Origin of the sequence: Kosakonia quasisacchari (assembly GCF_004331415.1) — a bacterium.
Taxonomy (GTDB): Bacteria; Pseudomonadota; Gammaproteobacteria; order Enterobacterales; family Enterobacteriaceae; genus Kosakonia; species Kosakonia quasisacchari.
The window spans coordinates 121,197-135,658 of record NZ_SJOP01000003.1 but is presented as its reverse complement, the minus strand read 5'-3'; the positions used below and the strand labels follow the sequence as shown (position 1 = coordinate 135,658).

13 protein-coding genes are annotated in these 14,462 nt (G+C 50.9%); 8 read left to right on the top strand and 5 right to left on the bottom strand.

From position 1 onward, the window contains the following. The first annotated feature begins 31 nt into the window (after positions 1-31). Genes E0L21_RS04405 through E0L21_RS04390 form a run of 4 tightly spaced genes read left to right on the top strand, consistent with a single transcriptional unit; the run spans position 32 to position 3,575 of the window. Positions 32-973 (top strand): ABC transporter substrate-binding protein, encoded by a 942-nt coding sequence (locus E0L21_RS04405; protein ID WP_131407116.1) that lies wholly within the window; start codon positions 32-34, stop codon positions 971-973. A gap of 51 nt (positions 974-1,024) precedes the next feature. Then, the gene (locus E0L21_RS04400) at positions 1,025-1,711 is read left to right on the top strand and encodes a D-lyxose/D-mannose isomerase (protein WP_131407114.1); all 687 of its coding nucleotides are present in this window, start codon (positions 1,025-1,027) and stop codon (positions 1,709-1,711) included. An 11-nt stretch (positions 1,712-1,722) separates the two neighbouring features. Further along, the gene (locus tag E0L21_RS04395; protein WP_131407113.1) at positions 1,723-2,583 is read left to right on the top strand and encodes a ketose 1,6-bisphosphate aldolase; all 861 of its coding nucleotides are present in this window, start codon (positions 1,723-1,725) and stop codon (positions 2,581-2,583) included. Next, entirely contained in the window at positions 2,583-3,575 is a 993-nt protein-coding gene (locus tag E0L21_RS04390; RefSeq protein WP_131407447.1) for a carbohydrate kinase family protein, read from the top strand. The genes E0L21_RS04395 and E0L21_RS04390 overlap by 1 nt, the downstream gene beginning before the upstream one ends. 3 nt (positions 3,576-3,578) lie before the next feature. Here E0L21_RS04390 and E0L21_RS04385 read toward each other — a convergent pair whose 3' ends face one another. Next, entirely contained in the window at positions 3,579-4,310 is a 732-nt protein-coding gene (locus E0L21_RS04385; protein WP_131407112.1) for a response regulator, read from the bottom strand. Positions 4,311-4,567: 257 nt separating this feature from the next. On the opposite strand from E0L21_RS04385, the gene fdhF reads away from it, so the two are divergent. Continuing rightward, on the top strand, positions 4,568-6,715 hold the full coding sequence (gene fdhF, locus E0L21_RS04375) for a formate dehydrogenase subunit alpha (protein ID WP_131407108.1): 2,148 nt from the start codon (positions 4,568-4,570) through the stop codon (positions 6,713-6,715). Between the two features lie 35 nt (positions 6,716-6,750). Here the strand turns inward: fdhF and E0L21_RS04370 are convergent, their stop codons facing one another. The 4 genes from E0L21_RS04370 to E0L21_RS04355 are packed head-to-tail and all read right to left on the bottom strand — an operon-like array spanning position 6,751 to position 10,045. Beyond that, complete coding sequence (locus E0L21_RS04370) at positions 6,751-7,485, bottom strand: class I SAM-dependent methyltransferase (RefSeq protein ID WP_131407106.1); 735 nt, start codon at positions 7,483-7,485, stop codon at positions 6,751-6,753. Beyond that, on the bottom strand, positions 7,463-8,173 hold the full coding sequence (locus E0L21_RS04365; protein ID WP_131407104.1) for a methyltransferase domain-containing protein: 711 nt from the start codon (positions 8,171-8,173) through the stop codon (positions 7,463-7,465). The genes E0L21_RS04370 and E0L21_RS04365 overlap by 23 nt, the downstream gene beginning before the upstream one ends. Position 8,174: 1 nt before the next feature. Continuing rightward, a complete protein-coding gene (locus tag E0L21_RS04360; RefSeq protein ID WP_235855200.1) occupies positions 8,175-9,068 on the bottom strand; it encodes a DMT family transporter in 894 nt (297 codons plus the stop codon). Further along, positions 9,065-10,045 (bottom strand): sulfite exporter TauE/SafE family protein, encoded by a 981-nt coding sequence (locus E0L21_RS04355; protein ID WP_235855199.1) that lies wholly within the window; start codon positions 10,043-10,045, stop codon positions 9,065-9,067. The genes E0L21_RS04360 and E0L21_RS04355 overlap by 4 nt, the downstream gene beginning before the upstream one ends. 85 nt (positions 10,046-10,130) lie before the next feature. On the opposite strand from E0L21_RS04355, the gene E0L21_RS04350 reads away from it, so the two are divergent. The 3 genes from E0L21_RS04350 (at position 10,131) to E0L21_RS25180 (ending at position 14,384) form a co-directional block, all read left to right on the top strand. After that, complete coding sequence (locus E0L21_RS04350) at positions 10,131-10,838, top strand: ArsR/SmtB family transcription factor (RefSeq protein WP_235855198.1); 708 nt, start codon at positions 10,131-10,133, stop codon at positions 10,836-10,838. 859 nt (positions 10,839-11,697) lie between these two features. Beyond that, complete coding sequence (locus E0L21_RS04345) at positions 11,698-12,690, top strand: hypothetical protein (protein WP_235855197.1); 993 nt, start codon at positions 11,698-11,700, stop codon at positions 12,688-12,690. A gap of 428 nt (positions 12,691-13,118) precedes the next feature. Beyond that, positions 13,119-14,384: a hypothetical protein gene (locus E0L21_RS25180; RefSeq protein ID WP_235855196.1), complete on the top strand. Its 1,266-nt coding sequence runs from the start codon at positions 13,119-13,121 to the stop codon at positions 14,382-14,384. The last annotated feature ends 78 nt before the right edge of the window (positions 14,385-14,462 follow it).

Genomic DNA, 14,462 nt, shown 5'->3' with positions numbered 1-14,462 from the left:
ACAAAACAGCAACATAAGCGAGGATTACAGCATGCGTCTTAAACCTCTTGTCACTGCGCTCTGCGCGGGTGCTCTGCTGGCCAGCGCCCCGTTCGCGCAGGCCAAAGAACTGAAGTCCATCGGCGTCACGGTGGGCGATCTGGCGAACCCCTTCTTCGTGCAAATCACGAAGGGGGCGGAGCTGGAAGCGCGCAAACTGGCGGGCGATAAGGTCAAAGTGACGCTGGTTTCCAGCGGCTACGACCTGGGTCAGCAAGTGGCGCAGATCGATAACTTTATCGCCGCCAAAGTCGACATGATCATCCTCAACGCCGCAGATTCAAAAGGCATCGGTCCGGCGGTGAAGCGGGCGAAAGACGCCGGGATCGTCGTCGTAGCGGTTGACGTGGCGGCGGAAGGCGCTGACGCCACCATCACCTCCGATAACACCCAGGCAGGCGAAATGGCATGTAAATACATCACCGATCGTCTGAAAGGCAAAGGCAACGTGGTGATCATCAACGGGCCACCGGTTTCCGCCGTGCAGAACCGTGTTGAAGGTTGCCAGACCGAGTTTAAACGCCACCCGGACATCAAGGTGCTTTCCGATAACCAAAACGCCAAAGGCAGCCGCGAAGGCGGGCTGGAAGTGATGACTTCATTACTGGCCGCTAACCCGAAAATCGACGGGGTATTTGCGATTAACGATCCGACGGCGATCGGTGCCGATCTGGCCGCCAAACAGGCACAACGTAAAGAGTTCTTTATTGTTGGCGTCGATGGCAGCCCGGACGGTGAAGAGGCGCTGAAACGCAAGAACTCGCTGTTTGTCGCCACCCCGGCGCAGGATCCGCAAGTGATGGCCGCCCGTGCGGTGGAAATTGGTTATGACATCCTGCAAGGCAAAGCGGCGCCAAAAGCGCCGGTGCTGATCCCGGTGACCATGATCGATAAACAGAATGTCGGGAGCTACAAAGGCTGGACGGTGAAATAACGGTTTATCCCTCTCCCGCAAGGGAGAGGGAGTGCCAACACAGGGGATACCATGAAACGCTCCGCCATTAATGAGATTCTCGGCCATACGCGGCAGTTCTTCTCGATGCACGATGTGCATCTGCCTCCTTTTGCCAGCTTTCCGCCAGCCAAATGGAAACAGCTGGACAGAGAGGCCTGGCGCGAAGTGTTTGATCTGAAGTTAGGCTGGGATGTCACCGCCTTCGGCAGTGAGAACTTCTACGCCCAGGGACTGACGCTATTTACGCTGCGTAACGGCTCGCCCAACGGCGCGCCCTATGAAAAATGCTATGCGGAAAAGATCATGCATGTGCGCGACGCACAGGTGACACCGATGCATTTTCACTGGCGCAAGCGCGAGGACATCATTAATCGCGGCGGCGGCAATTTAATTATTGAACTGTGGAACGCCGGGGCGAATGACGAGACGCTGAATACCGACGTTACCGTGGTCATTGATGGCTGCATTCAGACACACGCGGCGGGCAGCCAGCTGCGCCTCTCACCAGGGGAAAGTATTTGCCTGCCACCGGGGCTGTATCACAGCTTCTGGGGCGAGCCAGGCTTTGGCGATGTGCTGGTCGGGGAGGTTTCATCGGTTAACGATGACGAACATGACAACCACTTCCTGCACACCATGGATCGCTACAACAACGTTCTGGAAGACGAACCGGCGCTGCTGGTGTTGTGTAACGAGTATCCTCTGTTTCTAAGCTAAAGGAGATTGCTATGTCGCTGATTTCTCTTGCCGAAGGCCTGGCGCACGCCCGCGAGCATCACTACGCTTTAGGCGCGTTCAACGTGCTCGACTCCCACTTTTTACGCGCCCTGTTCGCCGCCGCGAAACAGGAACGATCGCCCTTTATCATCAATATCGCCGAAGTGCATTTTAAGTACATCTCGCTGGATTCGTTGGTTGAAGCGGTGAAATTCGAAGCCGCCCGCAGTGAGATCCCGGTGGTATTAAATCTCGACCACGGCTTGCACTTTGAGTCCGTGGTGCGTGCCTTGCGGCTCGGCTTTAGCTCGGTGATGTTTGATGGCTCCACGCTGGAATACGAAGAGAATATTCGCCAGACGCGGGAAGTGGTGAAGATGTGCCACGCGGTGGGCGTTTCCGTTGAAGCCGAGCTGGGCGCGGTGGGCGGCGATGAAGGCGGTGCATTATATGGCCACGCTGATGAAGCCTGTTTCACCGATCCGGCGCTGGCACGTGATTTTGTGGATCGCACCGGCATCGATACGCTGGCGGTCGCCATCGGTAACGCACACGGCAAGTACAAAGGCGAACCGAAACTCGATTTTGAACGCCTTGACGCCATTCGCCAGCAAACCGGCCTACCGCTGGTGCTGCATGGCGGCTCCGGCATTAGCGATGAGGATTTCCGCCGTGCTATCTCGCTCGGCATTCATAAAATCAATTTCTACACCGGCATGTCGCAAGCCGCGCTGGGCGCCATTGAGCAGCGCATGGGCAACCGCCAGCCGCTGTACGATGAGTTCGCACAGCTATTGCTCAGTGTTGAAGAAGCCATTACCGATACCGTCGCCGGGCAGATGCGTATCTTTGGCAGTGCGGGGCAACTATGATGGAACGTAAAGGGGTTATCGCCGCCGGAAATATGCTGGTCGATCATGTCCACCAAATTGTGCAGTGGCCGGAGCGCGGCTGGCTGGCGGAAATCACCCACAGCGAACGCTCCACCGGCGGTGCGCCGCTGAATGTGTTGCTGACGCTGGCAAAAATGCACGTTGGTTTACCGTTGCAGGCAGTTGGGTTGGTGGGAGAAGACAGCGACGGCGACTATGTTCTGGCGATGCTGGAGCAGTACCACGTCAACCGCCAGCATGTGCAGCGCACGACTTCTGCACCAACATCCATGTCACAGGTGATGACCGATCCTTCCGGTCAGCGCACCTTTTTCCACTCGCCGGGTGCGAACCGTCTGCTGGATTTGTCGGCCTTTGACGGGCTGAATGGCAGCCTGAAGATTTTCCATCTCGGTTATTTGCTGCTGCTCGATAGCCTTGATAAAGCAGATGATGAATTTGGCACCCGCAGCGCACGCCTGCTGGCGCAAATGCGCGAACAGGGTTTTGAAACGTCGCTGGATTTAGTGTCGCGCAAGGGCGATCCGCGTTATCAACCGCTGGTGCTGCCCTGCTTGCCGCATCTCGACTACCTGGTGATCAACGAACTGGAAGCGGGCGAATTCAGCGGACTACCGATGCGCACTGCCGACGACGGGCCACATATCGACAATATCGCCCTCGCAGCAGCAAAACTGCTGGCGGCGGGCGTAAAACAGCGAGTAGTGATTCACTGCCCGGAAGGTGCCTGGGGCGAAGCGCCCGGCGAAGCGGGCAGTTGGGTGCCTTCGCGGATGTTGAGCCAGGCCGAAATTATTGGCAGCGTGGGGGCGGGAGACGCCTTTTGCGCCGGGTTTTTATATGGTTGCCACGAAAGCTGGCCGCTGCAAAAAAGCATCCTGCTCGCGCATGCCTGCGCCCGCGCCAGCCTGCTGTGCGCCAACGCCATTGACGGCGCGAAAACGCTGGACGCGTTATTACAGGAATGCTGAGGCTCAAGCGGCTTTATCGCCGTGAGAAACGTCTGCGGCAAACACGTAGCCAAGCCCGCGCAAGGTTTTGATCAACGCGGGCTGGTGGGGATTGATTTCGATTTTGCGGCGCAGGCGCATAATCAACACGTCAATGGTGCGGTCAAACACATCCACGCTTTCGCTGTGCGTCAACTCGAGCAACTGTTCGCGATTCAGTACCCGCCGCGCATTTTGCACCAGCGCCAGCAATAAGCTGTATTCCCCCTGTGTAAGGCCAACACTCTGCTGCTGCGGGTTAAACAGCTCGCAACGTTCGGGATCGAGATGCCAGCCGTTAAAGACAAACCCCGGCGTTTTTATTGCGGTCACTTCCGCCGCCAGCACGCCGGTACGCCGCAATACGGCTTTGACGCGCGCCACCAGCACGCGCGCGTTGAACGGCTTGCCAATGTAATCATCGGCACCCATTTCCAGCCCGACCACCACATCTGATTCGCTGCCAAGCCCGGTCAACATCACCACCGGCAGCGACGGGCGAAGTTTTTGCAACTGCTGTAATACCTGCAATCCGTTGATATCTGGCAACATCATATCTAACAGCACCAGCGCGATATCCGCATGCTGCGCGCAGAGGTTTACCGCATCGCGCCCGTTATGGCAGGCATAGACCGTAAAGACGTGCTCATTGAGCACATCTTCCAGCAGTGAACACACCGCCGTATCGTCATCCACAACCAGAATCGCAGGTTTCATTGTCCGCTTCCGCCAGGCTTCGTTTGCTCATTCTGGCTCATTCTGTTGGCTGCGATTGATAAATGCAGCGAATAAATGCCGGATTTTTAACCGGGGTCACATCCCCCTCGCCTTTCGACACGTCACTTTTGACGATGACCTGCGTTTCGTCAGTATTTTGACCAAATATCCGCCGTAATATCAGTGAATACCCCCAGCAACACTGTGGCATAGAAGATGCATAATCGGGGGCGATATTCTTAACTGGAGCGAAAGTGATGAAAAAAGTCGTCACGGTTTGCCCGTATTGCGCCTCAGGTTGCAAGATTCACCTGGTGGTCGATAACGGCAAAATCGTTCGGGCGGAGGCAGCGCAGGGCAAGACCAATCAGGGCACTCTCTGCCTGAAAGGCTACTACGGCTGGGATTTTATTAACGATACCCAGATTCTGACGCCCCGCCTGAAAACCCCGATGATCCGCCGCCAGCGCGGCGGCAAACTGGAGTCGGTATCCTGGGATGAAGCGCTCGATTATGTCGCCGGTCGTCTGAGCGACATCAAAGAGAAGTATGGTCCGGACGCGATCCAGACCACCGGCTCTTCCCGCGGTACGGGTAATGAAACCAACTACATAATGCAAAAATTCGCGCGCGCCGTTATTGGTACTAATAACGTCGACTGCTGCGCTCGCGTCTGACACGGCCCATCGGTTGCAGGTCTGCACCAGTCGGTCGGTAATGGCGCGATGAGTAATGCCATTAATGAAATTGATAACACAGATTTAGTGTTTATCTTTGGTTACAACCCGGCGGATTCTCACCCGATCGTCGCTAATCATGTGATTCGCGCGAAACAAAACGGGGCGAAAATCATCGTCTGCGATCCGCGCAAAATCGAAACGGCGCGCATTGCTGATATGCATGTTGCATTGAAAAACGGGTCGAATATCGCCCTGCTCAACGCAATGGGACATGTCATTATTGAGGAAAATCTGTACGACCAGACGTTTGTCGCCAATCGTACCGAAGGGTTTGAAGAGTACCGGAAAATCGTAGAAGGCTATACGCCGGAATCGGTCGAGGAGATCACAGGCGTCACGGCGCAGGAGATCCGCCAGGCTGCCCGGATGTATGCCGGTGCGAAAACCGCCGCCATTCTGTGGGGCATGGGCGTGACCCAGTTCTACCAGGGTGTGGAAACCGTGCGTTCGCTGACCAGCCTCGCGATGCTGACGGGCAACCTCGGCAAAGCACACGTTGGCGTGAACCCGGTGCGTGGTCAGAACAACGTACAGGGTGCCTGCGATATGGGTGCGCTGCCGGATACCTACCCTGGTTACCAGTATGTGAAAGAAGATGCGCATCGCGAGAAATTCGCCAAAGCCTGGGGTGTCGAAAGCCTGCCTGCGCATACCGGTTATCGCATTAGCGAGCTGCCGCACCGCGTTGAGCACGGCGAAGTCCGCGCCGCTTACATCATGGGCGAAGATCCACTTCAGACAGATGCCGAGCTTTCAGCGGTACGTAAGGCGTTCGAAGGGCTTGAGCTGGTGATTGTGCAGGACATTTTCATGACCAAAACCGCAGCCGCGGCGGACGTCATCCTACCTTCGACTTCCTGGGGTGAACACGAAGGTGTTTATACCGCAGCGGATCGCGGCTTCCAGCGCTTCTTTAAAGCGGTGGAACCGAAGTGGGATCTGAAAACGGACTGGCAAATTATCAGCGAAATTGCCACCCGGATGGGTTATCCGATGCATTACAACAACACGCAGGAAATCTGGGATGAGTTGCGTAATCTGTGCCCGGACTTCTACGGCGCCACCTACGAAAAAATGGGTGAGCTGGGCTACATTCAGTGGCCGTGTCGTGACACGTCGGATGCCGATCAAGGCACGTCGTATCTGTTTAAAGAAAAATTCGACACGCCGAATGGGCTGGCAAAGTTCTTCACCTGCGACTGGGTCGCGCCAATGGATAAACTCAACGAGGAGTATCCGATGGTACTGTCTACCGTGCGTGAAGTCGGTCACTACTCCTGCCGTTCAATGACCGGTAACTGTGCCGCGCTCGCTGCGCTGGCGGATGAACCGGGTTATGCGCAAATCAACACGGCCGACGCCGCAAGGCTGGGCATTGAAGATGAAGCGCTGGTGTGGGTGAACTCGCGCAAAGGCAAAATTATCACGCGTGCGCAGGTCAGCGAGCGTCCTAATAAAGGCGCGGTGTATATGACCTACCAGTGGTGGATTGGTGCCTGTAACGAGCTGGTGACGGAAAACCTCAGTCCGATAACCAAAACGCCGGAGTACAAGTACTGCGCCGTGCGTGTGGAGCCGATCGCCGATCAGCGCGCCGCCGAGCAGTATGTGATAGATGAGTACAGCAAACTGAAGACTCACCTGCGCGAAAGCGCAATGGGTTAAGCGGTTAGCGCGGGGTGTTCACTCACCCCGCGTTTTTAGCTTTCTTTGGTAAAACAGCCAAACCAGAAACCATTTTCTCGTTCGAACTTTTCATCGCCAAAAGCGCGAGTATGCTCGGAAACAACATCCAGACAGCAAACAGACAACCCCGCCAGATAGCATTTCAGCTCATCCTCCGAATAGGCTTTTTCAATCATGTTGTCGAATTTACGTTTGAACAGGCCCGGCTCATCCAGCGTTGAATCAACGACTTTATCGTTAAACACCGCCTGGTTACTGACAGCAAGAAAGAAATAAGCGCCGCCCGGTTTCAGGAGCCTGACTACATTGTTGAAATAAGCCACACGGACCGCTTCATCGGGGATAAAGGTGATGGCGGACATAATATCGAAAATGCAGTCGAAGTGAGCATTTGGAAAGGGTAAATCGCCCGCCGCGTTGGCCTTAATAATTTGCACAATGCCTTTCTGTTGATAATCGCTAAGCAGCTCCGTTGCTTTCTGAATAGCGATTTCGGTCTGATCAATCCCGACATAATTATCAGAGAAACCATGTGTAATAAGGTAATGAAGGTTGCGACCAAATCCGCAGCCAATTTCAAGCGTATTGACGGTTGTAGAGCGAGTTTGTATATATTCCAGACTTTCGTAGATCCGTTTTATGGCGTAACTGGGTGTAGTGCGCACACGTTCATCCGCCGATTTTTTATGTAACTCTTCCCATTTACTTTTATTTTGTTGACTGCGCTTATTTGATGCAAAGATATCCATGGAATTCACCGTATTTCATGATCGTGGCAATTTGTTTAAACCCGACTTCAGCAAGGATTTTTCTGTTCTCTCGCTCGGTGCAAGGCCGCATCATTCCTTCGAGGCTAAATTTCTTAGCGATAATCTCATCAACCGAAAATCCTCGTGACAGTTTGAACTTAAGATAACAAGATTCGATCATTTCATTTATTTTTGAGTCGTCAATAACCTCTTTTTCAAAAAGAATCAGCGCGCCTCCTGGAATCAATGCGTCGTATAATTTCTCATAAGCCATTATACGTTTAGTCAGCGGAATAAATTGCAAGCAGTAATAAGAGGCAATAAAGTCGCACGTTTCCATATCGATATTTTCAATCGTGTTATGTACATATTCAATGGGTAAACTGCCGGTTCTTTTTTTCGCCTGTGCGATCATATTCTGAACCGGCTCAACGCCAATAAACCGTGTCTCCGTTTTTTGGCTATGCCGGGTATAAATTTTATGGATCAGTGCACCGGTGGAGCAACCTATTTCATAAAACACTGAGCCCTCTTTAATAAAAAAATCACTTAAGAAACCAATAAGTTCATGTCCCTCTTGATAAACCGGCACCGACATTTGCACATGTTCATCAAAATGGCTGGCGACATCATTATCAAAAGACCATTGTTTCCCGGTTGATATCGAAATACTGTTACCCACTTCCATGTTAATACTCCCGATTAAGAAGAAAGAGTGAAAGGACAATCAGGCATCCGCCGATAATAAGCTGAATGGAGAGACCATCATGCAATGTGAAAATAGAAAAGATCGTTGAAAAGAGAGGAACCAGAAATAGAAAACCGCTGGCAAGCGTGGCGCCTCCTTGCCGTAGCGCTGAAAACCACAAGCCGAACGAACCGACGCTGGCCGGTAAAATAAGCCAAATAAACCACACCCAACCCCAGGTTTGTAAATCGCCGATGTCATATTTTTCATGTCTTATCCAGGCGATGATCAACATAAACAGCGCACCGAGAAAAAGCTGCCACCCGGTAAATACCCAGCTATCTTTGTCAAAAACAAATCGCTTACTCACGACGGTGCATATCGCCCAACATATCGATCCTAAAAACGCATAAAATAAACCGGTTCCGCCTTTAACACTCTCAAGCCCCAGGCAAACAATTACCCCCGCGACGCCGATGATAAGTGAGATTATTTTTCGCTTATTTAATTTATCGTGCAGCAGATAATGCGCTAATACCGCGAGCCACAGCGGGTTGGTAAATAGAATAATAGAAGACATGGATGAGGTAACGCTCTCCAGCGCCAGGTTGAGGAAGCCCATTGTCCCTGTCGTCTGCAACGCACCGACGACAGCGGTTAAAAGTAACCCCTTTGCGACTGAACCCTCACTGGTCGGGATGATGGCCTGAACACCACGGGTAAAAATCGGAATTAACAGCATAAAAATCCCGGCCGCCATAAACCGCCAACCACCCATTAAAAACGGCGGCATATTTTCATAAGAGATTAAGTATTTCCCAGTTGGAAAAGAAGACCCCATACAGAGGGTCGCAATAACGACTTTTATTAGAAAGTTCATATTTCTCGTGGTCACGCCGCTTTCCTTTTATCAATACAGCCAATGGCAAACAATAAAATGAATGAAAGAACAATAACGAACATAGAGAGAAGGACGTAATCCAGTTGTTTAAAAAAAGCCACGGAGGTAAAAAAATATTGAATAATGACCAGCGCCAGAAGAAGCTTTCTGATAAATACATCTCCATGCCGAATAGAAAAAAGAATACCCAAAGGTGCAAAAATAATAACAACCGGAATCGTTGCACTAAGGTATTTTAATGTCTGCATACTCACGTTACCGGCACTGATATTCAACGCTGTCGCAAAGAGAGATATCAACGCCATAACAACGACCGCGGAAGGTGTTGCCACGGATTCAGTGCGGGAAAACATTAAAATCAAAACGCAAAAAAAGACCACATCAATACCATTACCAATCCACGACGTCACAATCCCACCCGCGAAGCAAATAGCGATAAATAGTAGTAATCGCCAGCCGCTCGCGTGGGCAATTTCAACAGTCTGCGGAATGTTTTGCTTTCTTCTGACAAGAAAAATCGCCGCGCCAAAGGCAAGCCAGAAAGAGGAGAAAAAAACTTTTAACCCTGCGGATGAAAAGGGATTGGGAATATAAAGCAGCGCCAGCAAATAACCTAAAAAGCTGGTTATTACACACCAGGTTATCAGGAATTTATCCACCGGTATCTTGCGGGTAAATATCGCTAAAGAAGACGCCGTCATGCCAAACGATTGCATTGCCAGGCAAAAAACAGCGGCCTCTTTCGCCGGGATCTGCTTGATAAAGGTCAGTACCGGAAACGCAACCACGCCACCGCCCACGGGTGTGGCACTGCCGACAAACGCGCCGACCATCATGGCGAGACTTAAAATATAATTCTCAGCAATACTAACAAAGCCAGTAATATAAACCGTCAATAGAAGCCATAAAATTAAAGCAAAAAATCTGAAAAAGAGGAGGGAGTCCTTATATAAAGGTCGTTGTAAGAACATTATGACTGCCTTGTCTGTTCTGAATTGCGGTATTCTTTACGAACAAACACATAAATGTTTAATTCTTTAATGAACTATGAACGTAATGACAGAACAACTTCCTAATTTTAGTCGGTTGGCTTGTTTGTTAGCAGATGCGAGCCGGGCACGAATGCTCTGCGCGTTAATGGATAATAGCCGCCTCACCGCATCGCAATTAGCCATAACCGCCGGGCTTTCTCCTCAATCGACGAGTAATCATCTGGCGAAACTCATTCATTGCCGCGTCGTTGCCTTCGATAAAATTGGCCGCAACCGGTATTACCGGCTTTATAACTCGCTGATTGCCCAGGCGATAGAATCGATGATGGTCGCCACCTATGCTGATAACAATTTTCAGGAACGGCTAAAACCCAGCGGGTTCAAAAAAATGTGTTATGCCAGAACCTGCTATGACCATATTGCCGGGCATGTCGGCGTGGCAATCTACGAGCACCTTTGCCAGCAAAAAGTGCTCGAGACCGCAGAAGGAAACCTTGCCATTAGCACCGTTGGCGATACGTGGTTCAGCACACACTTAGGCATTGATGTTAACGCACTTAGCCACTCGCGCCGGGCGCTGGTGATCCCCTGCATGGACTGGAGCGAACAGAGTTACCACCTTTCGGGAGAGCTCGGCGCACAGCTCTTTAGTGCACTGCTCAACAAGCGTTTTATCCTCAAAACCAATGAAGCACGTATTTTGACCATCACCCCTGCCGGGAAAGCATTTTTGCAGCGCAGCCTGGGTATTCATAACATTGATGATGAGTGATGTGCCGTTGGTTCGCCATTACCGCCTGCGCCAGCCAGTCGTGAAACGTTTTCATCTCAAGGCACACAGGAGATTGTCGAGCGTGTTTGTACCATCGCATAGCGCACTGTCGCCACGCTCTGGCCGCCGGGATCGCTGCCGAACGGCTCACCGAACGTGGCCCGCAAATATAAAAGCAGGATTGGCTGTTCGTTATTGACGTTCCCCGTCGTTAATCAATACCGCTGGCAGGAAAACCGTGCGCCGAAGCTCACCGTTTTCAGTCGGTATTTTTTGTTGTGTATTGTCAAAAGCAGAATGCTTCGCCGATAACGCGTTTTTAGTCCCATTTCAATTGGCAGAAACAGAAATAGACGTTCTCTAAAAGAAAAATAAACATTACGTCTCTCCTTAAAAAATAGCCGTCATTCACCATAAATAACGGCATCATAAGCAGTTTATTTCGTTATTAATCAGCACAGCGCTAATATTATTTTCTTGATATACCTAAGAAACCTAGTCAAAATCCACCTTTCACCACAGAATACCATTCGTTATATAAATAATTAAACGTACAAACATGGAAGTCACAAATAATAAAAGTGAGGCAACAATGCGTCGTATCACCAGGTTATTCAGCATCATTTCATTTCTTTTTTTATTTACGCTGAGCTTTTATGCTTATAGCGAAACGCTCAATATAAGCTCGAAATTCTCGCCATCCTCGGGAAACGACTTTATCAACACCACGCCGCAAGGCGGACTTTGTATAGAATATTCGCAGCAATGCAGCGGCAATAAAACGTTCAGTATATCGCTCGCCCTCACAGCATCATTAATGCAGGATTGGATCCTGGCGTATGGCGCGCCTCAGGATGCTATGTACTATAAAATGCCGGGAGCATTGCGGAGTGTGAAAGTGACGAATGCCGAACACAAAAGTGTATTTGTCCATTTTAGATTTGCCGGGCTCGCCGCCACCTATTCCACTCATTTTGACTGGACAACGACCCAACACGCTGATTCCTGGGTTGGCGGTGCATTTATCAATGCGCCAGGCCCGTGCATCTCTTCCGGGGTCGGCTCGCCTTTAGCAAGAAATTATACATTTATGTGGAAATGGCCAGAAAACAATGTGGCTTGCTATAAAACCCCGGTTGCGGATCTGCACTATGAACCTTATCTGATACGCGATATGAGCATTGTTTATGAATTGCGAACACCTGACCCATTTCAGCTGGCGCCCGGTGACTATAAGGGGACATTGCATTTCACCATCGGCCCCGGCGGGGATATGGATTTTGGCGATCGTTTTGTCCCCAGCGATTCCATCCTTGATATTAACTTCCTCTTGTCCGTGAATCATGAGTTTAAAATCACCACCTCCGCAGAAGACCGGATGGTGGCGCTACAACCCTGCAAACCGGGCCAGGTATGTTCTGCAAAAGAGGGGGAGGCAAACTGGGAGCGCTGGAGGGTCAGCCGCGTCACACCGCAGCTCACGGGGCGAAGCAATTTCGGCATCACCAGTTCCGGGGATTTCACCGTTTACCTTGCCTGCATGAATAACCAGATTGGCCAGGACTGTGCGCTAGAAAGTGATAACACCGCGCAGCAGGTGCCGTTCAGTGCCTTTATCAACCTGCCCGCGAATATTGTGGATAGCACCACCGGAGCGGCAATCGTTCAGCGGCGCTTACACATTGGCAAAGATCCTGCGAAGGATCTCTTTACCACCAAATCTTATGCGCAGAATCAAAAAGGCAGTATCGACTTTCTGGTCGCGCAGCATGATGTCGACACCATGCTCAGCACCCGGCCGGATACCTATCGCGGCGGCGCAACGGTGATTTTTGACCAGAACATCAATTAGCGGCGAGTCTGATATAAAAATCCCTCCGTGAAGGAGGGATTGAAAAGCTCACTGTTCGCCCGCTTTCACCGATTCTCACCACATCCCTTCCGTATATACATGCACTTTTGTTCAATACTCTATTTACCCGGCTAACCCAGCGACGTTTCCGGCGAAAAAAACGTTTCAGATAACGCTCAATGGGGAAAAGACGAAAGCCAGAAAGGCAATAACTCACTGTTAATCGTCATGAAAAATTATTTCTCTGTGACTGTTCATTATAAAAAGCGACAGTATTGCTGGGTAATCGCCCTATTATTATTCACATCCTAAATGTTACCCTCCACGCTATATATGCAAGATTTAACGCAATTATTTTCCACCGCTATTTTCATTTACTATTTTGGGTCACAGCGCAGGGTGGTAATAAAAAATTAAGTGAGACAGCAATGAGCCGCGTCACCAGATTATTCAGTATTATTTCCTCTATTCTTCTGTTTATTGTGAGTTTTCACACCTACGGCGAAAGGCTCAGTATTAGCCAGGAATACAACTCCGCATCCGGAAACACCTTTGTTAACACCACACCACAGAGTGGGCTTTGTATCAATCATGCTTATCTGTGTACCGATGGTAAAACGTTCAGTATCTCACTCAATTTAACAGCATCGTTGATGAAGGCGTGGATCCTGACAAACGCAGCCCCACGAGATGGTTTTTACTTAAAATTACCGGCTGTCGGGAATAGTGTGAGAGTCGTCAACACTGAGGGAAAAATAACCACGGTTCATTTTAGGGTTGCAGGTTTAGCAGCGACCTATAATACGCATTTTGACTGGAACTGGACTCCCGGTAACCATGATGACTCATGGGTGGACGGATCGTTTGCGACTGCGCCCAGCCCTTGCACCTCGTCCGGGCTCGGCCTGAGTCTTCCCCGATCCTTTGAATTTATGTGGAAATGGCCCGTCAGTGATGCGGCTTGCTATAAGATTGCAACAAGGGATCTTGAAAATGAACCTTATCTACTAGATGACCTGAGCATTATCTACGAAATAACCAACGCCAGCCCGCAACTATTAGTGTCAGGTGATTATACCGGGACACTGCATTTGTCCGTGGCTCCCGGCGGGGATATTGATTTTGGAGACGCCTATGTCGCCAGCGATTCCAGCATTGATATTGATTTTCGCCTGACCGTGAAGAATGAGTTCAAAATCACCACCACCGCAGACGACCGACAGGTAGCACTGCAACCGTGTAAATCCGGTCAGGTCTGTACGCCGGATCAAGGCGAAGCAAACTGGGAGCGCTGGATGGTCAGCCGCGTCACACCACAGCTCACAGGACGCAGTAATTTCGGCATCACCAGCACCGGCAATTTCACCGTTTACCTTGCCTGTGCTGATGGGCAAGTGGGCCAGGATTGCGCTTTAAAAAGCGATAACACCGGGCAACTGGTGCCGTTCAGAGCGTCGCTCAACCTGCCGGCGAATATCGTCGATAATGCCACCGGGGCGACAGTTGTTCAGCGGCACCTGAACGTCGGGAAAGACCCGTCGCAGAATATCTTCACCACCAAATCCTATGGCCAGGATCAAAAAGGCAGTATCGACTTTCTGGTTCCCCAACGCGATGTTGAAGCCATGCTCAGCACCCGGCCGGATACGTATCGCGGCGGCGTGACGGTGATGTTCGATCAGAGCATTAATTAGTGAACGACGTCATTTGACAGGCAAGGCGGGCAAGCCCGCCTGATGTAAAAATCCCTCCGTAGAGGAGGGATTGAGAAG